32 protein-coding genes are annotated in these 25,836 nt (G+C 39.5%); 1 reads left to right on the forward strand and 31 read right to left on the reverse strand.

All coding sequences use genetic code 11. The features are described from left to right. Window positions 1-84: 84 nt before the first annotated feature. Window positions 85-567, reverse strand: a complete 483-nt coding sequence (locus ACVC7R_RS05420; RefSeq protein WP_447263874.1) for a sigma-70 family RNA polymerase sigma factor — start codon at window positions 565-567, stop codon at window positions 85-87. 179 nt (window positions 568-746) lie between these two features. Then, window positions 747-2,972 (reverse strand): penicillin-binding protein PBP2A, encoded by a 2,226-nt coding sequence (gene pbp2a / locus ACVC7R_RS05425; protein WP_447263875.1) that lies wholly within the window; start codon window positions 2,970-2,972, stop codon window positions 747-749. 88 nt (window positions 2,973-3,060) lie between these two features. Here pbp2a and ACVC7R_RS05430 point away from each other — a divergent pair, with 88 nt between their 5' ends. Beyond that, a complete protein-coding gene (locus tag ACVC7R_RS05430; RefSeq protein ID WP_447263876.1) occupies window positions 3,061-3,963 on the forward strand; it encodes an RluA family pseudouridine synthase in 903 nt (300 codons plus the stop codon). Between the two features lie 202 nt (window positions 3,964-4,165). On the opposite strand, the gene gap is transcribed toward ACVC7R_RS05430, so the two are convergent. The 29 genes from gap to rplX form a co-directional block, all read right to left on the reverse strand. Beyond that, window positions 4,166-5,176 carry a type I glyceraldehyde-3-phosphate dehydrogenase gene (gap, locus tag ACVC7R_RS05435; protein WP_447263877.1) on the reverse strand — a complete coding sequence of 337 codons (1,011 nt, stop codon included), beginning with the start codon at window positions 5,174-5,176 and terminating at the stop codon, window positions 4,166-4,168. 277 nt (window positions 5,177-5,453) lie between these two features. Then, on the reverse strand, window positions 5,454-8,105 hold the full coding sequence (adhE, locus tag ACVC7R_RS05440; RefSeq protein ID WP_447263878.1) for a bifunctional acetaldehyde-CoA/alcohol dehydrogenase: 2,652 nt from the start codon (window positions 8,103-8,105) through the stop codon (window positions 5,454-5,456). A 299-nt stretch (window positions 8,106-8,404) separates the two neighbouring features. Beyond that, on the reverse strand, window positions 8,405-8,818 hold the full coding sequence (locus ACVC7R_RS05445) for a hypothetical protein (protein WP_447263879.1): 414 nt from the start codon (window positions 8,816-8,818) through the stop codon (window positions 8,405-8,407). After that, window positions 8,811-9,248 (reverse strand): low molecular weight protein-tyrosine-phosphatase, encoded by a 438-nt coding sequence (locus ACVC7R_RS05450; protein WP_447263880.1) that lies wholly within the window; start codon window positions 9,246-9,248, stop codon window positions 8,811-8,813. The genes ACVC7R_RS05445 and ACVC7R_RS05450 overlap by 8 nt, the downstream gene beginning before the upstream one ends. Window positions 9,249-9,296: 48 nt before the next feature. Continuing rightward, a complete protein-coding gene (gene yajC, locus ACVC7R_RS05455; protein WP_447263881.1) occupies window positions 9,297-9,617 on the reverse strand; it encodes a preprotein translocase subunit YajC in 321 nt (106 codons plus the stop codon). A gap of 114 nt (window positions 9,618-9,731) precedes the next feature. After that, window positions 9,732-11,708: a transketolase gene (gene tkt, locus ACVC7R_RS05460; protein WP_447263882.1), complete on the reverse strand. Its 1,977-nt coding sequence runs from the start codon at window positions 11,706-11,708 to the stop codon at window positions 9,732-9,734. A 118-nt stretch (window positions 11,709-11,826) separates the two neighbouring features. Beyond that, window positions 11,827-12,447 (reverse strand): ribonuclease P, encoded by a 621-nt coding sequence (locus ACVC7R_RS05465; protein ID WP_447263883.1) that lies wholly within the window; start codon window positions 12,445-12,447, stop codon window positions 11,827-11,829. A 53-nt stretch (window positions 12,448-12,500) separates the two neighbouring features. Next, on the reverse strand, window positions 12,501-13,457 hold the full coding sequence (jag, locus tag ACVC7R_RS05470) for an RNA-binding cell elongation regulator Jag/EloR (protein WP_447263884.1): 957 nt from the start codon (window positions 13,455-13,457) through the stop codon (window positions 12,501-12,503). 14 nt (window positions 13,458-13,471) lie between these two features. Next, on the reverse strand, window positions 13,472-14,287 hold the full coding sequence (locus ACVC7R_RS05475) for a YidC/Oxa1 family membrane protein insertase (RefSeq protein ID WP_447263885.1): 816 nt from the start codon (window positions 14,285-14,287) through the stop codon (window positions 13,472-13,474). Beyond that, entirely contained in the window at window positions 14,262-14,633 is a 372-nt protein-coding gene (rnpA, locus tag ACVC7R_RS05480; protein WP_447263886.1) for a ribonuclease P protein component, read from the reverse strand. Before rnpA ends, ACVC7R_RS05475 begins: the two co-directional genes overlap by 26 nt. A 289-nt stretch (window positions 14,634-14,922) precedes the next feature. Next, window positions 14,923-16,260, reverse strand: coding sequence for a PFL family protein (locus ACVC7R_RS05485; RefSeq protein ID WP_447263887.1), 1,338 nt, complete (start codon window positions 16,258-16,260; stop codon window positions 14,923-14,925). Window positions 16,261-16,269: 9 nt separating this feature from the next. Next, window positions 16,270-16,536, reverse strand: a complete 267-nt coding sequence (locus tag ACVC7R_RS05490) for an ACT domain-containing protein (protein ID WP_447263888.1) — start codon at window positions 16,534-16,536, stop codon at window positions 16,270-16,272. Window positions 16,537-16,798: 262 nt separating this feature from the next. Beyond that, window positions 16,799-17,185, reverse strand: a complete 387-nt coding sequence (gene rplQ, locus ACVC7R_RS05495) for a 50S ribosomal protein L17 (protein ID WP_004251124.1) — start codon at window positions 17,183-17,185, stop codon at window positions 16,799-16,801. Window positions 17,186-17,196: 11 nt separating this feature from the next. Further along, window positions 17,197-18,132, reverse strand: coding sequence for a DNA-directed RNA polymerase subunit alpha (locus tag ACVC7R_RS05500; protein WP_006153389.1), 936 nt, complete (start codon window positions 18,130-18,132; stop codon window positions 17,197-17,199). Window positions 18,133-18,175: 43 nt separating this feature from the next. After that, the gene (gene rpsK, locus ACVC7R_RS05505; protein ID WP_001118385.1) at window positions 18,176-18,559 is read right to left on the reverse strand and encodes a 30S ribosomal protein S11; all 384 of its coding nucleotides are present in this window, start codon (window positions 18,557-18,559) and stop codon (window positions 18,176-18,178) included. A gap of 17 nt (window positions 18,560-18,576) precedes the next feature. Then, window positions 18,577-18,942 (reverse strand): 30S ribosomal protein S13, encoded by a 366-nt coding sequence (gene rpsM / locus ACVC7R_RS05510; RefSeq protein ID WP_004251117.1) that lies wholly within the window; start codon window positions 18,940-18,942, stop codon window positions 18,577-18,579. A gap of 17 nt (window positions 18,943-18,959) precedes the next feature. Further along, complete coding sequence (gene rpmJ, locus ACVC7R_RS05515; protein ID WP_001808836.1) at window positions 18,960-19,076, reverse strand: 50S ribosomal protein L36; 117 nt, start codon at window positions 19,074-19,076, stop codon at window positions 18,960-18,962. A 24-nt stretch (window positions 19,077-19,100) separates the two neighbouring features. Next, window positions 19,101-19,319 (reverse strand): translation initiation factor IF-1, encoded by a 219-nt coding sequence (gene infA / locus ACVC7R_RS05520; protein ID WP_001029883.1) that lies wholly within the window; start codon window positions 19,317-19,319, stop codon window positions 19,101-19,103. 117 nt (window positions 19,320-19,436) lie between these two features. Beyond that, window positions 19,437-20,075: an adenylate kinase gene (locus ACVC7R_RS05525; RefSeq protein WP_004251114.1), complete on the reverse strand. Its 639-nt coding sequence runs from the start codon at window positions 20,073-20,075 to the stop codon at window positions 19,437-19,439. A gap of 155 nt (window positions 20,076-20,230) precedes the next feature. Continuing rightward, window positions 20,231-21,541 (reverse strand): preprotein translocase subunit SecY, encoded by a 1,311-nt coding sequence (gene secY / locus ACVC7R_RS05530; RefSeq protein WP_447263889.1) that lies wholly within the window; start codon window positions 21,539-21,541, stop codon window positions 20,231-20,233. A 12-nt stretch (window positions 21,542-21,553) separates the two neighbouring features. Next, a complete protein-coding gene (rplO, locus tag ACVC7R_RS05535; RefSeq protein ID WP_004251104.1) occupies window positions 21,554-21,994 on the reverse strand; it encodes a 50S ribosomal protein L15 in 441 nt (146 codons plus the stop codon). A gap of 145 nt (window positions 21,995-22,139) precedes the next feature. Next, window positions 22,140-22,322, reverse strand: coding sequence for a 50S ribosomal protein L30 (gene rpmD / locus ACVC7R_RS05540; RefSeq protein WP_000057243.1), 183 nt, complete (start codon window positions 22,320-22,322; stop codon window positions 22,140-22,142). A 13-nt stretch (window positions 22,323-22,335) separates the two neighbouring features. Then, window positions 22,336-22,830, reverse strand: coding sequence for a 30S ribosomal protein S5 (gene rpsE, locus ACVC7R_RS05545; RefSeq protein WP_195183502.1), 495 nt, complete (start codon window positions 22,828-22,830; stop codon window positions 22,336-22,338). Between the two features lie 17 nt (window positions 22,831-22,847). Next, complete coding sequence (gene rplR, locus ACVC7R_RS05550) at window positions 22,848-23,204, reverse strand: 50S ribosomal protein L18 (protein WP_004251098.1); 357 nt, start codon at window positions 23,202-23,204, stop codon at window positions 22,848-22,850. Window positions 23,205-23,287: 83 nt separating this feature from the next. Next, window positions 23,288-23,824: a 50S ribosomal protein L6 gene (gene rplF, locus ACVC7R_RS05555; RefSeq protein ID WP_414271112.1), complete on the reverse strand. Its 537-nt coding sequence runs from the start codon at window positions 23,822-23,824 to the stop codon at window positions 23,288-23,290. Between the two features lie 187 nt (window positions 23,825-24,011). Then, on the reverse strand, window positions 24,012-24,410 hold the full coding sequence (gene rpsH / locus ACVC7R_RS05560; protein WP_004251095.1) for a 30S ribosomal protein S8: 399 nt from the start codon (window positions 24,408-24,410) through the stop codon (window positions 24,012-24,014). Between the two features lie 284 nt (window positions 24,411-24,694). After that, window positions 24,695-24,880: a type Z 30S ribosomal protein S14 gene (locus ACVC7R_RS05565; protein ID WP_001085699.1), complete on the reverse strand. Its 186-nt coding sequence runs from the start codon at window positions 24,878-24,880 to the stop codon at window positions 24,695-24,697. 17 nt (window positions 24,881-24,897) lie between these two features. Continuing rightward, the gene (gene rplE, locus ACVC7R_RS05570; protein ID WP_000013542.1) at window positions 24,898-25,440 is read right to left on the reverse strand and encodes a 50S ribosomal protein L5; all 543 of its coding nucleotides are present in this window, start codon (window positions 25,438-25,440) and stop codon (window positions 24,898-24,900) included. A gap of 23 nt (window positions 25,441-25,463) precedes the next feature. Then, the gene (gene rplX, locus ACVC7R_RS05575) at window positions 25,464-25,769 is read right to left on the reverse strand and encodes a 50S ribosomal protein L24 (protein WP_000497691.1); all 306 of its coding nucleotides are present in this window, start codon (window positions 25,767-25,769) and stop codon (window positions 25,464-25,466) included. Window positions 25,770-25,836 lie beyond the last annotated feature (67 nt).

Consider the following 25,836-nt stretch of genomic DNA (forward strand, 5'->3'; position numbering starts at 1 on the left):
CCCTTGACCAACGGACCTTGAGCTTTTCAACTCTTTCTATTATATACACTTTTTTTATCTTGTCAACTAGTTTGACTTGTTTTTTTATCTTTTTGGCGAAAAATCTTTTAGTACATCTCTTAACTCTTTTAACATCGCTTTTCTTCCTTTGAATCTTTCATCAGCAATCAATCTCTCATAAAGTTCCAATTTGTCTTTCCCTAAACTATCTCGATATCCTTTAAGTATTTCTTGTAAAGCGTACGATTCATCTAACTGAAGTCCTCCTTCGCCTAATCGGTGGCTAATTTCACTGACCTCTTCATAAGCTTGTCGATCTAATCTTCTTTTATAGCTTTCTTGTTTTCGCACTGCGTCTAAAATTCGATTTCGGAACTTTGTTTTGAAGTAGGTGTAGAATTGTTTATCCCTTCTTTCCTTGAATTCCGGATAACTTTCTAATAATTCGTTTAGACAAATCATGCCCTCTTGATCCCAATCTTCTTTTTCCCATAGATGTAGGTAATACTCTTTTCGACACTTGTGCACGATAGCTTTTACTTCATGGTAATATTTTTCTAACATCATTACCCTCCTTTTCCTTATCCAGTATATCAGTGTTAAGCTCTCCAGATTTCTTTATTCTTTATTTTGCTTTTATAGTTGTCTGAGTTTGTGCTTTAGAATTTATGATATTTCTTTTAGAACATTTTTTAGTCTTTTCAGGATACAAAAAATGACAAGAAATGATTCTTGTCACTCGAGGTTTATTGGAATAAATCTACGATTGTATCCCAGATAGTTTTAGCTTTTTCTTTAATTTTAGCATCAGAAATTGCTCGTTCTGCTTCATCTATAAGATTTCGAGCGCGCCCTTGGATATCATTTATAGAGTCATTTGACTGCCCACCACCATTGTCAGTTGACTGATTCGGAACATTTTCAGGAGCAATTCCATTTATTTTATAAGCATTTTCAACTGTAAATGTACTTCCTGGGGTATAAGGAAGAATTGTTTCTGCCATACTTCTAAAAATATGAGCGGCGCCATTTGATGTTGATCCCGCTAGATAATGATTTTCATCGGTAGTCGGGAAACCAAGCCAGTGACTAATGACTACATCAGGTGTGTACCCAATAACCCACTGGTCACTTGTATACACCGGGTTGAAAGCTGCTTCTGTTGTACCTGTTTTCCCCGCCATAACATAACCATCTGGTGACGAACTTATTCCTGTACCATTTGTAAAAGTTCCTAGCATCATACTAGTCATTTTATCCGCTACGGATTTATCTATCACTCGTTTTTGAGAATTCTTATGCGTAGCAATGACTTGCCCACTTGCGTTTTCAATGCGGGTAATAAAATGTGCTTCAGGCATCAAACCTTCGTTCGCAAATGCTGCATAAGCTTGTGCCATCTGGAGTGGATTCGTTTCCACACCACCTCCCAGAGCAACACCTAAGACACGATCTACATTCGTCAAGTTTAGTCCGAATTTCTCTCCTGATTCAAAAGCCTTATCAATACCAAGTTCCTTAACTGTCGCTACTGCAGGAAGATTTAGCGATTCAGCTAAAGCTTGATACATCGGAACTTCTGGAGACGTCTTGATTCCTGCGTAATTATCTACCTTGTAATCGCCATACTCCATGGTATGATTATCCAACTCTTTATTAAGAGCCCAGCCAGCTTCAACTGCTGGCGTGTAGACAACCAAAGGCTTAATAGTTGAACCCGGACTTCTTTTTGATTGAGTTGCATAGTTGAAATTTCGGAAGCCAGCTTTATCATCTCCCGCTACACGACCAACAACTCCTCGAACTCCTCCTGTTTTTGGCTCTAAAGCAACACTACCCGACTCAGCATGAGTTCCATCTTCTGCTGTCGGAAACAGAGAAGTGTTTTCATAAATGACCTGCATGTTAGCTTGATAATTCTGATCTAGTTCCGTATATATACGATAGCCGTTGTTCACAATTTCTTCTTCTGTTAGATTGTACTTTTCAATTGCTTCATTAACAACTGCATCAAAATAGGATGGATATCGGTAGTCTGAAACTTTCCCTTCATAAGCATCTTGTAGCTGAGATGCCATGTCAACACTCGAAGCTTCCGCTTCTTTGTCCTTATCAATATAACCAGCAGCCACCATGTTCTGTAAGACTGTATCCCTACGATTTGTTGAATCTTCAATCGAATTCAAAGGGTTATACAATTCTGGTCCTTTGAGCATTCCGGCTAAGGTTGCGGCTTCATCAAGCGTCAGTTGAGAAGCTGAAACTCCAAAGTATTTTTTACTTGCATCTTCAACACCCCAAACTCCGTTTCCGAAGTAGGCATTGTTCAAGTACATCGTCAGAATTTCTTTCTTACTATATTTTTTTGTTAACTCCAAAGCTAAAAAGAATTCCTTTGCCTTTCTCTGAACAGTCTGGTCTTGAGAAAGATAGGCATTCTTCGCTAATTGTTGGGTAATCGTGGAGCCACCACCTGAGCGCCCGCCCGTTACTATTGCTAGGAAGAAACGGGCATAATTAATACCATCGTTCTTATAGAAACTTCTATCTTCTGTAGCAATGACTGCATTTTGTAAATCTTCACTAATATCAGCAAGCTCAACATAGGTCCCCTTTTGTCCTGACAGAGCACCTGCTTCTTTTTCTTCCCTATCAAAAATCAAGGTCCTAGTTTTTAAAGCATTTTGCAGGTCGGTAACATTTGTCGATTTTGCCAAAGCAAATAGATAGACCCCAACAAACAAGCTGGCACTGAGTCCTAGAATCAGAAAAATTTTGGTCAAGTGATAGCGACGCCAAAATTTTCGAACAGGACCAACTGCACTGGCCTTCTTTCGCCCCCCTCTTGAACGTCTTAAATTACTTGACTCATTTTCTTCATAGTCAACTTCGTTAATCTCTGTTTCTTCCATTTCAGATTCTTCTTTCTTAAATAAGGAAAGAAATTTTTCAAATAATGTATCTAATTTCATGCGTATATTTTATCATCTTCCCTATAGGAAGACAAGAATTTAGCTGCTTCCCCTGTCCAAACACACCATTTTTTGTTACAATATCTGTATGAAATTTACCTTTATAATCCCAGATTCTCTACCTGAAATGACCGTCAAATTTTTCCTAGAAGAACAGCTGTTAATTCCTCGAAAAATCAGACACTTTTTAAGAATCAAGAAACACATTCTCGTTAATCAAAAAGAAGTCCATTGGCATCAAATGATCAAGGCTGGAGATGAGTGTCAACTGATTTTCGATGAGGAAGATTATCCTACAAAAGAAATTGTCTGGGGAAATCCCAAACTTGTAGAGGAAATCTATCAAGACCAACATTTAATTATCGTCAATAAACCCGAAGGTATGAAAACACACGGAAACCAACCAGAAGAAATCGCGCTTCTTAATCATGTCTCAGCCTATGTCGGACAAACCTGCTATGTTGTCCATCGCTTGGATAAGGAGACAAGTGGGCTCGTACTGTTTGCTAAGAATCCATTCATCCTTCCTATCCTTAATCGATTATTAGAAAAGAAAGAGATTTCTCGTGAATATTGGGCATTGGTAGATGGGGAAATAGAGACTAAAGAACTTATCTTTCGAGATAAAATCGGTCGAAATCGACATGATCGCAGAAAACGGATAGTTGACTCCAAAAATGGACAATATGCTGAAACCCATGTAACTCGATTGAAGTCATTTCAAAACAAAACCAGTCTCGTTCGCTGTAGATTGAAAACGGGACGAACTCATCAGATCCGAGTTCATCTATCACACCACAACCATCCAATCGCCGGAGACCCCCTCTATAATCCAAGTTCTAGAACTAGCAGACTCATGCTTCACGCATATAAACTATCCTTTAGCCACCCTCTGACTTTAAAACAATTAAGCTTTACCGCACTCTCAGATACATTTGAAAGAGAAATAAAACAAAATGAGAGTGGGACAGAAATCGGTCATTCGTTATAATTCGATTTCGTCGTCCCACCTCCGCACAGTTGAGTAGGGCTGTAAAAGCTGATGAAATCAGCCTAGTAGAGCCCACTCAACCACTGCGTCTTGCTCGACAATCCAAAGACAATTGAGAGGCTAGGACTTTTGTCCCAGCCTCATTTTTTCCTATATACAAAAAAAGCAAGACCAGTTGGCCTTGCTTTTATCGACTCAGAAATTATTTAGCAATTTTTGCGAAGTATTCAAGAGTACGTACAAGTTGTGCAGTGTAAGACATTTCGTTGTCATACCATGAAACAACTTTAACCAATTGTTTACCGTCAACGTCAAGAACTTTAGTTTGAGTTGCGTCAAATAATGATCCGTAAGACATACCTACAACGTCTGAAGAAACAATTGGATCTTCAGTGTAACCGTATGATTCGTTAGCAGCTGCTTTCATAGCTGCGTTTACTTCATCAACAGTAACGTTCTTTTCAAGAACAACTACCAATTCTGTAACTGAACCAGTTGGAGTTGGAACGCGTTGTGCAGCTCCGTCCAATTTACCGTTCAATTCAGGGATAACCAAACCGATTGCTTTAGCAGCACCAGTTGAGTTAGGAACGATGTTAGCAGCACCAGCGCGTGCACGACGAAGGTCACCTTTACGGTGTGGTCCGTCAAGGATCATTTGGTCACCAGTGTAAGCGTGGATAGTAGTCATCAATCCTTCAACAACACCGAAGTTATCTTGAAGAGCTTTAGCCATTGGAGCCAAGCAGTTTGTAGTACATGAAGCACCTGAGATAACTGTTTCAGTACCATCAAGAATATCGTGGTTAGTGTTAAATACGACTGTTTTAACATCTGATCCACCAGGAGCTGTGATAACAACTTTCTTAGCACCACCAGCATGCAAGTGTTTTTCAGCAGCTGCTTTAGTAGCAAAGAAACCAGTTGCTTCAAGAACGATATCTACACCGTCGTTAGCCCAGTCGATGTTTGATGGATCGCTTTCAGCAGAAACTTTAACGAATTTACCGTTAACTTCGAATCCACCTTCTTTAACTTCCACAGTACCGTCGAAACGACCTTGAGTTGTGTCGTATTTCAACAAGTGTGCAAGCATAACTGGATCTGTAAGGTCGTTGATGCGAGTAACTTCAACACCTTCTACGTTTTGGATACGACGGAAAGCAAGACGTCCGATACGACCGAAACCGTTAATACCAACTTTAACTACCATTAGTGATTTCCTCCTTATGAAAATCATGAAAATTTTATTGTGAAAAGAGTAACTTGAATCACTACAAATCACCTTTCAACAAACCTATTATATAACTATTTGAGTTTAATTGCAAGTGCGGGCGTTGATTTTCACTTTAGTTTTATACTTTTCAATTACTCTAACTTTACTAAGCTACCATAGTTAAAAGCGTTTACTCTATTTCATTCTAATTCCTAAAAAATCTTTTGATTACATAAAAAGAGACAGGAAATTCCTGCCTCTGGCTGATAATCAATTATTTACGACGTCCTGGTCTTTCTTTGTAACCATAGTAAGCATCTTCGATGATTTCTTGCATATGGTCAACCATTGGAAGACGTGGGTTTGCAGGTGAACATTGGTCTTCATAAGCAAGGAAGGCCAATTCACGTGAATGTTCTTTCCATTCTTTCTCGTCAACACCTTGTGCTTTGAAGTTCATTTCGATACCTACGCGCTCACCGAGTTCGTAAACAGCTTTTGCGAAAGATTCAACCCCTTCTTCTGGTGTAGAAGCTGGAAGACCAAGCATACGAGCGATATCTTGATATTTCTCGTCTGCACGGTAGTAATTGTACTTAGGCCATGTAGCTGTCTTAGCTGGGCGAGTACCATTGTAACGGATAACGTATGGAAGCAAGATTGCATTTGTACGTCCGTGAATTGTGTGGAATTGCGCACCAATCTTGTGAGCCATTGAGTGAGAAATACCTAGGAAGGCATTCGCAAAGGCCATACCAGCGATTGTTGAAGCGTTATGCATTTTCTCACGTGAGTGGAAGTCTGCATTCTTAACTGAACTTTCAAGGTTTTCGAATACAAGCTTGATGGCTTGAAGAGCAAGACCGTCAGTGTAGTCGCTAGCCATTTGTGATACGTATGCTTCAGTCGCGTGAGTCAATACGTCCATACCAGTATCAGCAGCTACAAATCCAGGAACTGTCAATACCAAAGCAGGGTCTACGATTGCCACAGTTGGTGTCAATGAGTAGTCAGCGATTGGGTATTTACGGTTGTTTGCTTTATCAGAGATAACGGCAAATGGAGTTACTTCAGATCCTGTACCAGATGTAGTTGGAATCGCAATGAATTTAGTCTTCTTACCAAGTAATGGGAATTTGAAGGCACGTTTACGGATATCCATGAATTTTTGTACTAGGTCACGGAAGTCCACTTCTGGTTGCTCATAGAAGAGCCACATTACTTTAGCAGCATCCATCGGTGATCCACCGCCAAGAGCGATGATTGTATCTGGTTTGAAGGCACGCATAATCTCAGTACCACGTTCAACTGTAGTGATATCTGGATCTGGTTCTACATCAGCAAAGATTTGGTAAACAACCTTATTGCGACGAAGGTCAAGTTGTTCGATGATACGATCTAGGAAACCAAGCTCTACCATAGCGTGGTCAGTAACGATCATGACACGCTCAACGTCACGACATTTTTGAAGGTATTGAATTGAATCACGTTCAAAGTATGTTTTTGAAGGAAGTTTCATCCATTGCATGTTATTTCTCCGTCTTCCGACTTTTTTGATATTCAAGAGGTTAATGGCGCTAACGTTATCCCCAACTGAGTTACGTCCGTAAGAACCACATCCGAGTGTCAATGATGGCAAGAAGGCATTATAAACGTCCCCGATACCACCGAAAGTAGAAGGTGAGTTACAGATAACACGAATAGCTTTAACAGCTTTACCAAATTCTTTGGTCAATTCTTCATCAGCAGTATGGATGGCAGCTGAGTGTCCAAGACCGTTAAATTCAACCATTTGACGAGCTTTAGCAATACCATCTTCACGGCTTTCAGATTTCAAAACTGCGATAACTGGCGACAATTTTTCACGAGTCAATGGCTCGTTTTCACCAACTTCTTTACATTCTGCAGCAAGAATGTTTGTTCCTTCTGGAACAGTAAATCCTGCTTGCTCTGCAATCCAAGTTGCTGGTTTCCCAACGATGTCAGCGTTCAATTTTGCACCAGCACAGTTTTTGCTGTTTGCTTTCACACCGAAGCAGAATTCTTCAAGAAGAGCTTTTTCTTTTTTGTTAACAAAGTAAGTATGGTAAGATTTGAATTCTTCAACAAACTCATCGTAGATTTCTTTATCGATGATGACCGCTTGTTCAGATGCACAGACCATACCGTTGTCAAATGATTTAGACATGACGATATCGTGAGCAGCTTGGCGAATATTAGCTGATTTTTCAACATAAGCTGGAACGTTTCCGGCACCTACCCCAAGAGCTGGTTTACCACATGAGTAAGCCGCTTTAACCATGGCATTACCACCTGTTGCAAGGATTGTCGCAACACCTTCGTGGTTCATAAGTGCACTAGTTGCTTCCATAGATGGTTCAGTAATCCACTGTACACAGTTCTCAGGAGCTCCTGCTTTAATCGCTGCATCACGAACGATTTGAGCAGCGTGAGCTGATGATTCTTGAGCCGATGGGTGGAAGGCAAAGACAATCGGATTACGAGTCTTCAATGAAATCAATGCTTTAAAGATTGCTGTTGAAGTTGGGTTAGTTGTCGGAGTGATCCCACAAACAACACCAACTGGTTCTGCGATAAGAGTCAATCCTGTTACATCGTCTTCTTCGATAACACCAACCGTTTTAGTGTGGCGCATGTTGTTTACTACGTGCTCACAAGCAAATAGGTTCTTGGTTGCTTTATCTTCAAATACTCCACGACCTGTTTCTTCAAAGGCATGTAAAGCCAATTCTCCGTGGGCATCAAGTGCTGCAACCGAAGCTTTAGCTACGATGTAGTCAACTTGATCTTGATCCAACTTACGCATTTCTTCAAGAGCAACCAAAGCTTTTTGTACCAAACCATCGACATGCTTTTCAGCAGCGAGTTTCTTTTCCTCTGGTGTTACAGTTTTTTTATCAGCCATATTTTCCTCCATAGCTTTCAAGGATCGGAAATCCTTTGTTAATTTTTTCACAATCTTATTATAACTCTTTCTTCAAGATTTGTAAACAGTTTCATAGAAATTTCACAAACTTTTTTTATTTGCTTGTGAAAACAGTTTTGAACACACCTACACATGCACTTTTGCTCATATACTTTGTGAATAATTCAATAAAATTTTTATTTTTCACAAACTTCATTGTAAAAAGGTATTGGAAAGCATCTTAATTTCCATGTAAGCGCTTTCTGTATACGCGGTATACTACCCCCTCTAAGAGGAGGTTATTGTGTTTGTTGAAAGAGACCTTGTTTAAAATCACCCTCATAGACAACATCTTGCTCGGTAGTCAGTTTTCCTTTACCTTCAGCCTGGCCATTAACAAAGTCACCTTCATAAACCCAGCCTTCCTTAGCTTGGTAGGTTCCTTTACCGTTAAATGCGCCATTTTTAAATTCCCCAGTATAGGTATCTCCGTTTGAGAAAGTCATCGTTCCTTTGCCATTCATTTTCCCACGAACGATACTTCCATCATATACTAGTGAATCGCCATCCAATTTCAATACTCCTTGCTTAGGCATGCTCCCTACAAATACAAAGATCGCGCAAAGAGCCATGACCACTACTGTCGCAATTTCTAAACGAGGACGTGTTATATAGACGCTGTATCTATCATAGAGTTTCTTTAAATTATCCATTTTTTGCCTCATTTTCTAAACGTGTTAACCAAGCTTTACAACCTGTTAAAACCCGATCATAAGTTTCATCAAAATCCCCTGTATACCAAGGATCCGGAACACTTTCAGAAGCGAATGCCTCTATCTTGTGCTTCTGGCTTTGAGGACACATGCGAGTCAGATCGAGAAGATTGGACTCATCCATTCCAATGATATAATCAAAATATTCAAAATCATTCTTAGTAATTTGTTGTGATGTTTTTGATGAATCATAAGGAATCTCGTGAGATTTAAAGATTTCTTGAGTCCCTTCGTGAATTGGATTCCCGTGTTCCCAAGAAGAAGTTGCTCTACTTTCAATCTCATAATCATCGGTTAAAGATTTCATAACAAATTCTGCCATAGGACTTCGGCAAATATTACCAAGGCAAACAAAAACAATCTTTTTCATCATTATTCCTCATCTTCATAGAAAAACGGGAATGAGATTCACCCCGTTTTATTCTTCAATCGCACTTTCACCTTCGACAACTGTACCTTCAGGTGTGACAGCTTCTTTAACTGGCAAAACTGTTCTAATTGCTCCTAATTCGAAAGTCAAGTAAACTCCGTCTACATCAAGTACGATCGTTCTGTTTTCGGTATCAACTTCATCAACTGTACCGTATAAACCACCGATAGTAATGACTTCATAGCCTTTTTGAAGTTTATTGAGACTCTCCATGCGTTTTTCAGCTTGTTTCTTTTGAGAACGTTGCATAAAGAACATCAAGGCAAACATCCCTACAAGCATAATCACAAATGTTAAATTTGGATTCATTGTATTTTCTCCTTTGTAATTCAGATAAGACTACTATATCAAATTTAAACTGTTTTTACAAGATTACACCTTGGTTTTAGGTTAATAAAAATCAGAGCAAAGCTCTGATCTTTATTATTTCAAGTTGTTTACGATTTCTACTAAGTTTTCAACTGTAAATCCATATTCTGCTAAAACTTTTGGAGCTGGTGCAGACGCTCCAAAGGTATCAATACCGAGAACTGCTCCATCAAGGCCAACATATTTGTACCAGTTTTGAGTTGCTCCCATTTCGACTGCCACACGACGACGAACTGCATTTGGTAGGATTTCTTCTTTGTAAGCTGCATCTTGCGCATCAAAGACGTCTGTAGATGGCATGCTAACTACGCGAACTTTCCCACCTTGACTTGCCAATTCCTTAGCAGCTGCAACAGCCAGATTCACTTCTGAACCTGTTGCAATCAAAATCGTGTCAAAATCTGCTGCATTTTCATAGACAACATAAGCACCTTTCGCAACTTTATCAAAGTCTGTTCCTTCCTCAACAGTCAAGTTTTGACGAGTCAAGACGAGGGCAGTTGGTGTTGTCTCACTCTTCACTGCTAGATACCAAGCTGCTTGAGTTTCACGCGCATCTGCAGGACGGAAAACATTAAGGTTTGGAACCGCACGGAGTCCTGCCAAGTGTTCAATTGGTTCATGAGTTGGACCATCTTCACCAACTGCGATTGAATCGTGTGTGAAGACATAGGTTACAGGAAGGCCTTGCAAGGCTGACAAACGAACCGCTGCTTTAAGATAGTCTGAGAATACGAAGAAAGTTCCTCCGTAAACACGAAGACCACCGTGAAGGGCCATTCCGTTCAAGACAGTACCCATTGCAAATTCACGAACACCAAATTGGATGTTACGATTCAAGCGATTTGCATCGTCTTGAAGCCCGTCTGTTTTGATGTAAGTCATATTTGAATGAGCAAGGTCGGCTGATCCACCCAAGAAGGTTGGTAACTTAGTTGCCACAACATTCAAAGCATCTTGGCTTGAGTTACGAGTCGCTTGAGAGAAGCCATTTTCTAAAGCTGGAAAGTCTTCTGGAGTCAATTCAACTGGATCGCGCCCTTCGATGATTGCTTCCACTTCTGCAGCAAGTTCTGGGTGAGCTTCTTTATAATCTGCAACTAGTTTTGTCCATGCTTCATAAGCTGAAGCACCACGGTCTGCAACATTCTCTTTAAAGTCTGCGTATACTTCTGCTGGAATTTCAAACGGTTCGTAGTCCCAACCAAGTGCTTGGCGAGTAGCGGCAGTTTCATCAGCTCCAAGAGGGGCACCGTGTACGGCATTCGTTCCTTGTTTGTTTGGCGAACCATAACCAATAACAGTTTTTACTTCAATCAAAGATGGTTTCCCTGAAGCCTTAGCTTCTTCAATAGCCACATGAATTGCTTCCAAGTCTGTCCCATCTTCAACCAAGGCTGTATGCCAACCATAAGCCTTGTAACGATCACGAACACTTTCTGTGAATGAATCTTTTGTCTCACCATCCAAGTTGATATCATTTGAATCATAAAGAACAACCAACTTGTCAAGTTTTTGCAAGCCTGCATAAGAAGCAGCTTCGCTTGAGACACCTTCCATCAAGTCGCCATCTCCACAGATAACATATGTATAGTGGTCAAAGATATTATATCCTTCACGGTTATACTTAGCTGCAAGGAAACGTTCTGCTTGTGCAAAACCTGTCGCAGTCGCGATCCCTTGTCCTAGAGGACCTGTTGTTGCATCAACCCCTGCAGTATACCCAAATTCTGGGTGACCTGGTGTTTTTGAACCCCATTGACGGAAGTTCTTTACCTCATCCATGCTCACATCTTCAAAACCAGAAAGGTGAAGAAGGGCATAAAGGAGCATTGAACCATGACCTGCTGAAAGAATAAAACGGTCGCGGTTGATCCAATTTGGTTGAGCTGGATTGATTCGAAGTTCTTTAGTAAATAGGCTGTATGCCATCGGAGCAGCACCCATCACCACCCCTGGGTGACCTGAGTTTGCTTTATTGATAGCGTCAATACCTAGAAAACGAATCGCATTAACAGATAAATTTGACATAGAATTTCCTTTCTCTTTGAGGTGATAAGTATACCACGTGTCCTATTTTACTATTATATGAAAAAATACCTAGAATAGCAATAAAACGATTTACTATAAAATGACTCAGCCGATTAGGTTAATTTCTAGTCGCTTGATAGTAAGGTAATAATGTTTCAAAACTTCTATCAAGTTCATTTAAAACCTTAGCTAGAGATTCTTCATTGGTTACTGGAACATCAGCTTTTACTAGAACCTTACGAATTTCCCGACTGGATAATTGCTGCCTCAAAAGCTGTCTATTGTCCTCAGTAGCCTCCACTCGATAACTCTCATCGTTTTTCTGAACCCAATAATAAATCCCCTCAACCACCGGCACATCCAAGACTTTAGCCTGTTTTGACAAGGTTCCTTCATCTTTCTTTCTCTCTATAAAGCTGACTTCTAGGGAAATTCCAAAATCATGCGGATTTCCGAATAAACGGAGCGCCATCATTGGCTCTGATACTTGACCTTCTCGCTGTAGATAAGCCCAGAAATGTGGTCGTAATCTTTGCGCTTGATTCATCCATTGACTGGTTGGATGTAAATCCCAATCAGAATGCCTCTCTTGAAAAAATTTGGCTATTTGCGTAAACCTTTTTCGTGCTTCCTGCCCTTTTTTACGCAAGGCAATCATTTTATCCTTTTTATCTCCAGCTTTGTCGGGATTCCGATACTGCTCCCCTTGATAAGTGAGATAATCCTTTATTTCTTTCATTTGATTCCTTCTTTAGTTAGAAAAAAATCAGGAAAAACCTGATTTTTCATTTTTTATTCTGTGTCAACTACAACGTAACGATTTGGTTCATCACCTTCAGAGTAGCTGGTAACACCTTCCATTCGTGAGATGATACGATGGATAATTTTACGCTCGCTGCTTGACATTGGATCTGTCATCTGACTACGGCCTTCTTCCAAGACACGTGTCGCTAATTTCTGGGCATAGCTCTGCAAAACTTCTGCACGATGCTCTACATAATCATTCACGTTGATAGTAATATAGAAGGTTCTTGAATAGCGGTTATAAAGATAATTTTGTGCTAAAAGTTGGAGAGATTTTAAGACCTTCCCGTGGTAACCGATGATACGACCCGGCTCATTGGTATCAATTTGCATATTGATCGAACGACGGTTAGAGGTGCTAGAAATCGTTCCTTCAACATCCATATCATCAATAATCGCCTGGACATAGCTGGTGACTTCTTCAACAACCTTTTCAGTATCATAAGTTGGCTCGACTTTTAAACCAAGATTTTCTAAATCACTGTCTTTTTCAACATCAACTTCATCTTGAGCTTCATCAGGTTGCAATTCCTTTAAAACTTCAATATGCCCTGTTTCTTCTAAAATCGTGCTAGCTTCTTTATCATTCTTAAGAATTTCAGCCTTGACTTCTTCAGAAATTTCTTGGCCTTCTTCTTCAATTTTCTTGATAGCTGCAACTACATGTCCCAAATCAACTGTCGCTTCGCTAACTGTTTTAACTGGATCGTTTTGATCATTAATTTCTTTTGGAACACCTTTGATTGCCTGCTGATTTGCTTTTACAACGGTCGTCTCACTGATTGCTTCGATATCAACTTGAGCTGGTTTTTTGCCAAAAAGTCCCAAAAATCCTTTTTTCTCTCTCGAAACAACTTTGATATGAGCCTTCATTCTCGGAATATTTAATTCATTCAATCCATTTTGGATTGCTTCTTCAACTGTTGAACCTGTAAATAATACCATTATCAGATTTCTCCTTATTTTTTCTTTTTCTGTGCTTTCTTTAGAGCTTTTCTTTTCTTAACTTCTAAATCCTTCTTAGCTTGTACATCCGCTTCACGCTCTGCAATGATTTTGAAGGGATTGTTCAAAAGGTAGGTTTGCAATACTTGATAAGCATTTGAAACCGCCCAGTAAAGAGCGACACCACTTGGAGCAGATATTGCAAACAAGAAGATGATAACAGGCATCCCATACATCATACCTGTCATTGCACCATTTTTCTCAGGCAAAGCTTTATTTGAAAGCCAGCTACTGAGGAAGGTGAATAGGGCAGCTAAAATAGGTAATACAAAAGTTGTATCAGCCCCACCTAAATTGAACCACAAGAAATGGCCTGTCTTCAAAAAATCTACGTTTGATAAAGCCTGGAACAGAGCCAAAAGAATCGGCATCTGAATCAATAGTGGCCAAAATGATGCAGATTGTTTAATACCTAATTCTTTAAACAGTTTACGTGTTTCCTGATCTAGCTTAGTACGACTTTCCATATCGCGACCTGGATAACGTTCGCGTAGTTCCTTTATGCGAGGTTGCGCTTCTTGCATTTTTCTAGATGCTACCATTTGTGTTTGAAAGACTGGTAGCAGTATTGTTCGAATCAAAACTGTGAAAAGAATAATCCCTAAACCAATGCTTACATCAAATGACAAAAAACGAATGGTTTCAGCAAAAAAATAAACAAGTCTACTCCAAAAATTTGTCGATTCAGCAGACACTTCACTAGTTGTACAAGCAGTCATTACCAATAAGGACAAACCTAACAAACTAGTCAATTGTAATTTCTTCTTCACTCTCATTTCCTTCCTGGTAAATCTTTGCTAATTTCAAAACATGAAGTAAATTTTTTTCAATTTCTGCATAATCTAGTACTTCAACGCCTTTTCGAGCAATGACAACAAAATCGACATTATCAACAATTTGATGACTATTTTGAATAAGAACATGTCGAATTCTTCTCTTGATCTGGTTTCTTGTCACAGCATTTCCTAACTTCTTGCTGACTGACAAGCCGGCTCGAAAATGATTTTCATTGTTTTCTAATCGATAAATAACAAATTTTCGATTAGCTACACTTGCTCCCTTTTTAAATATGGCGTCGAAATCTTTCTCTTTTTTTACACGAAAGTTTTTTCTCAAAAATTATACTCCATCTAATAAAACTACTACTATTATACCATAATTTTTCAAAAAGCCAATCATGACAAGGTTTTAGCCTGGTTTGACTAAAAAAAGTAACTAGAATAAATGAGATTTTCCTACTTTTTTTGAAAATACAAAACAAAAGCCACTCTTACGAGCGACTTTTGTAGGAGATTATTATGAAAAAGTTTAGGATTTCTATTAAATAAAGTTAGGAGGTCTTTATTTAATGATTATAGTATACTTACTTATCCTTAAATTGACCTTAAACCATTTCACTTTTTTATTAATTTTTAAAACTATGAATTGGAGCTGGAATTTGACCTCCACGAGCAATGAAGTCGACTGATGAAGCACCATTCACTTTCATAACTGGAGCTGTTCCCAGCAAGCCTCCAAATTCAATCATATCGCCTTCTTGGCCTTTTGGAATGATGCGAACAGCCGTTGTTTTCATATTAATGACACCAATTGCTGCCTCATCCGCGATCATAGCCGCAATGGTTTCGGCAGGTGTATCTTCTGGAATGGCAATCATATCCAAACCAACTGAACAGATAGCTGTCATAGCTTCTAATTTTTCAAGATTGAGAGAACCATTCTGCACTGCAGCAATCATCCCCTCATCCTCAGAAACTGGAATAAAAGCACCTGATAGTCCACCAACTTGATTGCAGGCCATCACTCCACCTTTTTTCACCTGATCATTTAAAAGAGCTAAAGCGGCAGTCGTCCCATGAGTCCCAACTGTTTCCAGTCCCATTTCTTCCAGAACCCGAGCTACAGAATCCCCCACTGCAGGAGTAGGTGCTAAACTCAAATCAACAATCCCAAAATCAACACCTAGTCTTTCACTGGCCATTTGTCCAACTAATTGACCAATCCGGGTAATCTTGAAAGCTGTCTTCTTAACAGTCTCAGCTACTACATCAAAGCTTTGGCCGCGAACTTTTTCTAAAGCACGTTTGACAACACCAGGCCCTGAAACACCTACATTGATAATGACATCAGCTTCGCCAACTCCATGAAAGGCTCCCGCCATAAAGGGATTGTCTTCAACTGCATTGGCAAAAACGACTAATTTCGCAGCACCCATATCAGAAAGACTAGCAGTTTCCTTAATGGTTCGTCCCATATCAGCAACTGCGGTCATATTGATCCCTGACTTGGTTGAACCGATATTGACAGACGAGCACACTTTGTCTGTCTCAGCTAAAGCACGCGGAATCGAATTGATGAGTATTTCATCACCTTTTTGATAGCCTTTCTGTACCAAAGCAGAAAAACCACCGATAAAGTCAACACCAATTTTTTTAGCGGCTCTATCGAGAGCTTTAGCTAATGGTACATAGTCCGTCGCATCTGTAGCCGCACCAATTAAAGAGATTGGTGTTACCGATACGCGTTTATTGACAATAGGAATACCTAACTCAGCGGCAATTTCATCACCGACAGTAACTAAATTCGCTGCCTTAGTAGTAATCTTTTCATATATTTTATCTGCAGCCTTATCAATATCTGGGTCTATACAATCAAGTAGAGAGATTCCCATGGTAATTGTTCTGATATCAAAATTCTGCTCCTCAATCATTGCGATTGTTTCGGTAACTTGTCTAATATCCATAAACACCTCCTAGATATTATACATAGCATCAAAAATTGCAGCACTCTGAATATTAATTTTAACATTCAAGGTCTGGCCAAAGGCTTCGAATTCTTTTCTTAAATAGGTAAAATCTTGTTTCTCATCACTAGATACTACAGCCATCATCGTAAAAAACTCGTCTAAAACAGTCTGTGAGATATCATCAATATTTAACCCTAATTCAGCAATCTTAGTTGCAACACCTGCAACAATACCAGCCTTATCTTTACCAACAACAGTTATAATAGCTTTCATATCAGCCCTCCATATTTAAAATCATAGAAAAACACTCTAACTTCATTTTTCTTTTTTCTCAGTATAGCACATTTACAATAAAAAAACTAAAAAACGCCTGCTTACGAAATTGTTCTTAAAAGAAAAACAATTTCGTAAACAAGCGTCTACCCGATCATCTTATGATGAGTGTTCCCGCTAGGACAAAAGTCCTAGCGGTAGACCAGAGCTAGACTAAGAGCACAAGGCTCCATCATCATAACACTCAACAAAATTGATGATTTTATACTAATTCGATGATCGCCATTGGCGCTGCATCACCACGACGTGGTTCAGTTTTAAGGATACGAGTGTATCCACCGTTACGGTCTGCGTAACGAGGTGCGATTTCTGAGAACAATTTTTGAAGCGCTGTAGTAGAAGTATACTTATCAGTTGCTTCATCATAGTTTTCAGATGCGATTTCATTGCGTACGAAAGCAGCAGCTTGACGACGTGCATGCAAATCACCACGTTTACCTAGAGTAATCATTTTTTCAACAGTTTTACGGATTTCTTTAGCACGAGCTTCAGTTGTCACGATTGATTCGTTGATCAAAAGGTCAGTTGTCAAATCGCGAAGCATTGCTTTACGTTGTGAGCTAGTGCGTCCTAGTTTACGGTAAGCCATGTATTCCTCCTTTATTTATCTTTTAATCCTAGACCCAAATCAATGAGTTTGAGTTTCACTTCTTCCAAACTCTTGCGTCCAAGATTTCTTACTTTCATCATCTCAGCTTCAGATTTTTCTGTTAAGTCATGCACCGTATTGATACCAGCGCGTTTCAAACAGTTATATGAGCGTACAGACAAGTCAAGTTCCTCAATCGTACGTTCCAAAATACGGTCGTCCGATTCAGTATCAGCTTCTTTCATCACTTCTGCAGTTTTAGCAATCTCTGTAAGATTTGTAAACAAATCAAGATGTTCTGTCAAAATGCGTGCTGAAAGCCCTAAAGCATCTTCCGGAATAATAGTTCCATTTGTCAAGATTTCAAGGGTTAATTTATCGAAACCATCATTGCTTCCTACACGAGCAGGTTCAACTTGATAGTTAACTTTTGTGACTGGTGTATAAATAGAATCTACAGCAAGTGTTCCAACTGGAGCATTATCTTTCTTGTTTTCATCAGCAGGTACATATCCACGACCACTGTTTACAGTCATAGTCGCTTTAAATGAAGCACCTTCTCCGATTGTGAAAAGATAATGATCTGGATTTACGATTTCGATATCACTGTCAGTCAAAATGTCTCCAGCTGTAACTTCAGCAGGACCTTCAACATCTAGTTCAATAGTCTTTTCGTCTTTTACATAAGATTTAACTGCAATACCTTTAATGTTCAAAATAATTTGCATCACATCTTCGCGAACACCAGGAATTGTATCAAACTCATGTAATACACCATCGATATCGATAGATGTAACAGCTGCTCCTGGAAGAGAAGCTAGAAGTACACGACGAAGAGAGTTACCAAGTGTTGTACCGTATCCACGTTCTAGTGGTTCGATTACAAACTTGCCATAATCTTTATTTTCATCAATTTTTGTTATATTTGGTTTTTCAAACTCGATCATTTAGTTACTCCCTCTTAAACGAAAAGCAGTGTAAAGGTAATGATTATACACGGCGACGTTTTGGAGGACGAGCACCATTGTGTGGCACTGGAGTCACATCACGAATTGCTGTTACTTCAAGACCAGCGGCAGCAAGAGCACGAATAGCTGACTCACGACCAGAACCTGGACCTTTTACAGTAACTTCAACTGATTTAAGACCGTGTTCTTGTGCAGATTTAGCAGCAGCTTCTGAAGCCATTTGAGCAGCAAATGGTGTAGATTTACGAGAACCTTTGAAACCAAGAGCACCAGCTGATGACCAAGCGATTGCATTACCATGCACATCAGTAATCATAACAATAGTGTTATTAAATGTAGCGTGAATATGAGCAATACCAGATTCGATATTCTTTTTCACACGACGTTTACGTGTTGGTTTAGCCAAGACTTTTACCTCCTATATTATTTTTTCTTACCAGCAATCGCAACAGCTTTACCTTTACGAGTGCGAGCGTTGTTTTTAGTGTTTTGTCCACGGACAGGAAGTCCACGACGGTGACGGATACCACGGTATGAACCGATTTCCATCAAACGTTTGATGTTCAAGTTCACTTCACGACGAAGGTCACCTTCAACTTTAATTGCATCCACTTCACGACGGATAGCATCTTCTTGATCTGATGTAAGGTCACGAACACGAATATCTTCTGAAACTCCAGCAGCTGCCAAAATCTTTTGAGATGTTGCAAGTCCGATACCATAGACATAAGTCAATGAGATAACTACACGTTTGTCATTTGGAATATCAACTCCAGCAATACGAGCCATGTTTTCTCCTTTCTATCTTATCCTTGACGTTGTTTGTGTTTTGGATTTGCTGGGCAAATTACCATAACACGACCATTACGACGAATTACTTTACAGTATTCGCAAATTGGTTTGACCGATGGTCTTACTTTCATTTCTTATCCCTCCAAGTTTTTCGATTATTTAAAGCGGTAAGTGATACGTCCACGTGTCAAGTCATATGGACTCATTTCAACAGTAACACGATCTCCCGCTAAAATACGAATATAGTTTTTACGAATTTTACCAGAAACTGTTGCTAAAATCTGATGTCCATTTTCAAGTTCAACCGTAAACATTGCATTCGGCATCGTATCGACTACTTTGCCTTCAACTTCAATCACATCGTCTTTTGCCACGCAAAAGTACCTCCCTAAATTTCGATTTGATGTCTCTAGACACAGAGACAACAATTATAAGTCAGACTAACTCAGTATAACATTTGTCAAGACATTTTGCAAGTCTGAAAAACGCTTTTATTTCAAATTTGTCAATACCTTTTCGATATCTTTAAAGACATCATTGATATCTTGGTTACCTTCGATATCATGTACTAGACCTTTAGCACGATAGTGAGCAATGATTGGTTCACCTTGAGCGATATTGACATCCAAACGACGTTTTACTGTCTCAGGTTTATCATCCTCACGTTGGTAGTAATCTTCCTCTTTGTAATCAACTGGTGGGTTGAATACTTTATGGAAAGTTTCGCCAGTTTCACGGTGAATGATACGACCACTCAAACGTTCAAGTAGGCAAGATGGATCTACTTCGATGTTGATAACACCTTCAAGTTTAATTCCAAGTTCAGCCAATGTTTTATCTAAGGCATGAGCTTGCTCAATTGTACGTGGGTAGCCATCCAACAAGAAACCAGTTTCTTTAATATCATCTTGAGAAAGACGCTCTTTTACAATTCCGTTTGTAACTTCATCCGGAACCAATTCGCCTTTGTCGATATAAGACTTAGCTAATACACCCATTTCAGTTTGGTTAGCCATTGCTGCACGGAACATGTCACCTGTTGAGATGTGGGCAACGTGAAACTGTTCAACAATTTTCGCTGCTTGTGTCCCTTTACCTGCACCAGGTAAACCCATAATCAAAAGATTCATGATTCAAACTCCTTTTTTATTTTTAAATAGAAGCAAAAATTCATTTCAACTCCTATTTAAGAACAAAATAGAAGAGAGGAGATAAAAATCTGACAATGTCTATGATTTTTACACTCCACTCTCTGAGCAATAGTGAATTTTATTTTCTATTACAATTATTCTGTTGTATCTAAGAAACCAACATACTTACGTTTCAATAGATAACCTTCCAATTGTTTAATTCCTTCGATACCTGTAGAGATAATGATTAGCAAGCTTGTTCCCCCAAAAGCGACAACTTCTGAAAGACCAAATAAATCTTTAGCTACAATAGGTAGGATAGAAATCACACCTAGGAAGATAGATCCGACTGTTGCGAGACGACGAAGAAGTTTTGACATATATTCTTCTGTCCCTTTACCAGGACGGACACCATGGATATAAGCTCCACTCTTTTGTAAATTTTCTGCTGCTTTCTCTGGATTGATCTGTACAAATGTATAGAAGAATGTAAAGAGAATAATCAACAGAGCATACAAAGCAACACCTGTCGGAGTTGAAGTAGACACCAACTCTTGAGCTGTTTTAACCCACTCCCAATCAAGACCAGATGCACTTACAAATTGTAAGATTGCAGCTGGTGCTGCTGTAATGGAACTAGCAAAGATAACAGGAATAACCCCAGCAGGGTTAATTTTCAAAGGAAGATAGGAACTTGATGGCGCACCTTGAGCTACCTTTGTATACTGAATTGGAATCTTATATTTAGCTTGTTCAACGTAAGTTGTAAAGTAAACAATCAACAAAACAGCGATGATTAAAATAGCGACAAAAATGAGAGACGATGTCATACGACTACTTGGTACATTGACAAAGTAATCCACATAAATGCCCTTAATCATGTCAGGAATTGAAGCAACAATCCCTGCAAAGATAATCATAGAAACACCATTCCCATACCCTTTATCTGTAATTTGCTCTCCTAACCAGGTTACAATCATGCTACCTGCTGTGAGGATTGCCCCAATCACAAGAAAGACCTGTGGTGTAAGTGGTACAGTCAAAAGTTTAGCTCCAGACAGAGCGTTAAAACCAGCAGTAATACCGACTGATTGAACAAATGCAAGCACTAGTGCAATGTATCGAGTTGCTTGGTTTAACTTTCTACGACCAACTTCCCCTTGTTTGCCCCACTCCACAAACTTTGGTAATAAATCCATTTGCAAGAGTTGGACGACGATAGAGGCTGTAATGTAAGGGCTAACTCCAAGAGCAAAAACTGAAAAGTTTTTCATGGCATTCCCTGACACCAAGCTCAACATATTCAAGAAGGATAGTCCACTCAAAGCGTTCAAGCTATTTGCATTTACCCACGGTACAGTGATACTAGTACCAATACGAAAAACAAACACGATAAAAATTGTAAATAAGATTTTTGATCGAACTTGCTTAACTTTGAGTGCTTCTCTCAATAATTTAAAAAACATAGGTCACCTCACTTAGATGACTTCAACTGAACCACCCTTAGCAGTGATAGCTTCCTCAGCAGATTTTGAGAATTTAGCTGCTTTCACAGTTAATTTCTTAGTCAACTCACCGTTACCAAGAATTTTAATACCTGATTTTTCAGATTTAACAATTCCTGATTCTACAAGTACCACTGGAGTTACTTCAGCACCGTCATCAAAGGCGTTCAATTGGTCAAGGTTAACAATCGCATACTCTTTAGCGTTGATGTTAGTAAATCCACGTTTTGGAAGACGACGGAACAATGGAGTTTGTCCACCTTCAAAACCAAGGCGTACTCCGCCACCACTACGAGCTTTTTGACCTTTTTGACCACGACCAGATGTTTTACCGTTACCTGATGAAGTACCACGACCTACACGGTTACGAGTTTTACGAGAGCCTTCTGCAGGTTTCAATTCATGAAGTTTCATTATATATTTTCTCCTCTTTTGTAAAATGCTAGCGCCGATAAGAGAGAAAAGGTTGTCTCTCCTATCAACTCGCCTATACTGAGTCATCAAAGATGACTATATCTAGTTTTAGGGGATGGTCTATTGCACATCCCCTAAAATTTTATTAGTTTACTTCTTCAACTGTTACCAAGTGAGATACTGCAGTAATCATTCCACGTACCGCTGGGTTATCTTCTTTAATAACAGAGCTGTTCAATTTGCCAAGTCCAAGTGCTACAACAGTTTTACGTTGTGATGGAATACGTCCGATTGGAGACTTAGTCAAAGTAATTTTAATTTGAGCCATTTTATCCCCTTTCTTATACCAAATCAGAAACTGAAATACCACGAAGAGCAGCAACTTCTTCAGCGCGTTTCAATTGTTTCAAACCTTCAACAGTTGCGCGAACAATGTTGATTGGAGTGTTAGAACCAAGTGATTTAGATGTAATATCTGCCACACCTGCCAATTCCACAACGGCACGAACAGCGCCGCCAGCGGCAACTCCAGAACCTTCCACAGCAGGTTTCAACAATACTTTAGCTCCACCGAATTCTGAAAGAACTTCATGTGGGATTGTTGTTCCTACCATAGGAACTTCGATCAAGTTTTTCTTAGCATCTTCTACTGCTTTGCGGATTGCTTCTGGAACTTCTTGAGCTTTACCAGTACCAAATCCTACACGACCATTGCGGTCACCAACAACTACAAGAGCTGCGAAACGAAGACGACGTCCACCTTTAACAACTTTTGTAACACGGTTAACAGCAACTACGCGTTCTTCAAGTTCTACTGCATTGTCTTTAAATGCCATTTTCTAGTGTCCTCCTATTAGAATTTCAATCCGTTTTCACGAGCTGCATCAGCCAAAGCTTTCACACGTCCGTGATATAGATATCCACCGCGGTCGAACACCACTTCTGAAATACCTTTAGCACTTGCACGTTCTGCAACGAGTTTACCGACAGCAACGGCTTGTTCAGTTTTAGTTCCTTTTGAAACTTCTTTGTCAAGAGTTGAAGCACTTGCGAGCGTTACACCCGCTACGTCATCAATCACTTGAGCGTAGATGCCTGTATTAGAACGGAATACGTTCAAACGTGGGCGATCAGCAGTTCCAGAGAGTTTTCCGCGAACGCGACGGTGGCGTTTTTGGCGGAGTTTGTTTTTATCTGGTTTAGAAATCACAGTTTTCACCTCTTTAATTTTAAATCGTGTGCTATGCACAAAGTTGGAAATGAGGTTGGTGGTTGACATTCAACCACTCAACATTATTTACCAGTTTTACCTTCTTTAAGACGAACATATTCGCCAACGTAACGGATACCTTTACCTTTATATGGTTCTGGTGAACGAAGGCTACGTACGTAAGCAGCTGTTTGACCAACTACTTCTTTTGAAATTCCGCTGATAACAATGTTAGTTGGATTTGGAAGTTCAAAAGTAATTCCTTCTGGAGCTTCAACTTCGTCTGGATGAGATTTACCAACAGCCAAGACAAGTTTGTTTCCTTGAAGTTGTGCACGGTAACCAACCCCACGCATTTCAAGTTGTTTCTTAAATCCTTCTGATACTCCAACAACCATGTTGTTCAAAAGGGCACGAGTAGTTCCGTGGATTGTTTTCATTTCTTTTGAATCGTTTGGACGGTGAAGAGTTACTTCAGTACCTTCCACACGGATTTCAATATCTTTTGAGAACTCACGAGTAAGTTCTCCCTTAGGTCCTTTTACAGTTACTACGTTGTCATTGTTGATGATTTCAACACCAGCAGGCAACACGATAACTTTATTACCAATACGTGACATGTTTTTATTCTCCTGTTAAATTGTCAGGCCTTTGAAGGCCAGTTTTCACGGGGTTAAATCGATTTCTCGATTAAAGAAACATTTAGGTTTCAATTTCAAAGTGAGTCAAGGCATCGTCTTGCAGGCATAACTTTGGGTTAGGCAAGAGACGATAACGAAGAGTCACAACGAAATTGGGAGCTAAATATTACCAAACGTAAGCGATAACTTCTCCACCAACATTCTTTTGGCGTGCTTCTTTATCAGTAAGCAAACCTTCAGAAGTTGAAAGGATAGCAATTCCAAGTCCGTTAAGAACTTTTGGAAGATCTTCACGTTTTTTGTAGACACGAAGTCCTGGTTTAGAAACGCGTTTCAAGTTAGTGATAACTCGTTCACCGTTTGCTCCGTATTTAAGGAATACACGGATGATGCCTTGTTTGTCATCTTCGATGATTTCTACGTTCTTTACAAAACCTTCGCGTTTAAGGATTTCAGCAATCCCTTTTTTGATATTTGATGCAGGTACTTCAAGTACTTCGTGTTTTGCTTGGTTAGCGTTACGAATACGAGTTAGGAAGTCTGCGATTGGGTCAGTCATAACCATTTTATTTTTCTCCTCTTACTAGTAGTTTGCAAGTTGCACTTGCTAGTTAATACATGATACAGAGAGCGTAACAGCAAGAGCAAAAATAGGCAATTTATTGCAGGAGCCATGCTCCAAAGTAAATTGGTCTTTTTTGCCAAAGCTGTAGCTCGTGTTCAAATTGGCTAGCCAAACTGAACTCGGGCTAAACTCTGTGTGAAAAAGATGAACTTTCCTAGAAACAAAAGTTTCTTCATCAAGTTCCCTATTTTCACTTGGAGTTTTGACGCCCTTAATATCTTAAATTACCAAGATGCTTTTGTTACACCAGGAATTTGACCTTTATATGCCAATTCACGGAAGCAAACACGGCAAAGTTTAAACTTGCGGTAAACTGAGTGTGGACGTCCACAACGTTCACAGCGAGTGTATGCTTGAGTAGAGAACTTCGCTGGGCGTTTGTTCTTAGCAATCATAGATTTTTTAGCCATTAGTTATACCTCCTATATTATTTTGCAAAAGGCATTCCAAGGCCTGTAAGCAATGCACGTGACTCTTCGTCAGTGTTAGCAGTAGTTACGATAACGATGTCAAGACCACGAGTTTTGTCAACGTCATCAAAGTTGATTTCTGGGAAGATCAATTGCTCTTTCACACCAAGTGTGTAGTTTCCGCGTCCATCAAATGATTTTGTAGGAACACCGTGGAAGTCACGTACACGTGGAAGTGATACTGAAACCAATTTATCCAAGAATTCGTACATACGTTCACCACGAAGGGTAACTTTTGCACCGATCGCAACACCTTCACGAAGACGGAAGCCGGCGATAGATTTTTTAGCTTTAGTGATAAGTGGTTTTTGACCTGAGATAAGTGCCAATTCTTCAGCAGCTTTTTCAAGGCTTTTAGCGTTTGATACAGCTTCACCAACACCCATGTTCAAAACGATCTTATCCACTTTAGGAACAGCCATCACTGATGAGTAGTTAAATTGTTCTGTCAAAGCAGGAACTACTTCATTAAGATATTTTTCTTTTAAACGATTTGCCATTATACTTCTCCTTTCCTTCGTGATTAATCAAGCACTTCGCCTGATTTTTTGTTGTAGCGAACTTTTTTACCGTCTACAAATTTGTAACCAACACGACCAGCTACACCATTTTTGTCCAAAACTTGAACGTTTGATACGTGGATAGCTGCTTCTTTCTCGATGATACCACCTTGAGGAAGTTCGTTAGTTGGACGTTGGTGTTTCTTAACGATGTTAACACCTTCAACGATAACTTTGTTTACTTTTGGAAGGGCAGTAAGGACAACAGCTTCTGTTCCCTTATCTTTACCAGCGATTACGCGAACTTTGTCGCCTTTTTTTACAAACATTTTTTTCTCCTTTTATTCTTACGCCCGATGGGCACCCTGGCTAGGCCAGGGGACTGTGTTTGTTTTT

The sequence above is a fragment of the Streptococcus sp. Z554 genome (assembly GCF_053010305.1).